Below are 518 nucleotides of genomic sequence, written 5' to 3'. Positions count from 1 at the left end.
AGTTGCTGGGCTTCCGGCACCGCCTTCTCGGCGGCCAGGTTCATGCTGTTCTCCAGCTGCTCGACCTGCGCACCCATGCCGAGCATCTTCAGCATCCGCGAGGCCTTGCCGATGTTGCCCGGCAGCTCGATACGCACGTCCGGATCGCTGCTGAAACCGCCAGGGCGGCCGAGCTGCTGCACGGCGACCTTGGCGCCCTGGCTCAGCGCATCCTTGAGGCCGGCGCTGGCGTCGCTCTGGGTCAGGTCGGAAAGTGAAAGAGCGAAAGCGCTGGCGGAAAGTGCCAGGCCTGCAACGAGAGTGGTGATGCGCAACATGGCGTTAACCTCATGTTCATTGAATGGTGCAGAAGCGGCGGGCTGCTAACTGCCGTATGGCCTGGCGCCGATGCTAAAGCAATGCCGGGCAAGGCGCAGGCGTTTACCAGCAGTATGGGTCAGGCAGGCGGGGGACAGGTTGTTACTGATGCGCTAAGGTTGCGGCCCCGTCGTTATGGAGCCGACTCGCATGATCCGTCC

General features: G+C 63.5%; 1 protein-coding gene. It reads right to left on the bottom strand.

Annotated features, from left to right (window positions below; translation table 11 throughout):
• Positions 1–317 (bottom strand): DUF4197 domain-containing protein (locus tag CXQ97_RS21325; protein ID WP_146069768.1); only part of this gene is annotated, 317 nt, incomplete at its 3' end.
• Positions 318–518 lie beyond the last annotated feature (201 nt).

The organism is Arthrobacter sp. B0490 (assembly GCF_002929355.1).
Classification (GTDB): Bacteria; Actinomycetota; Actinomycetes; order Actinomycetales; family Micrococcaceae; genus Arthrobacter_D.
The sequence above is the reverse complement of the archived record's forward strand: the minus strand, read 5'-3'. Positions and strand labels throughout refer to the sequence as shown.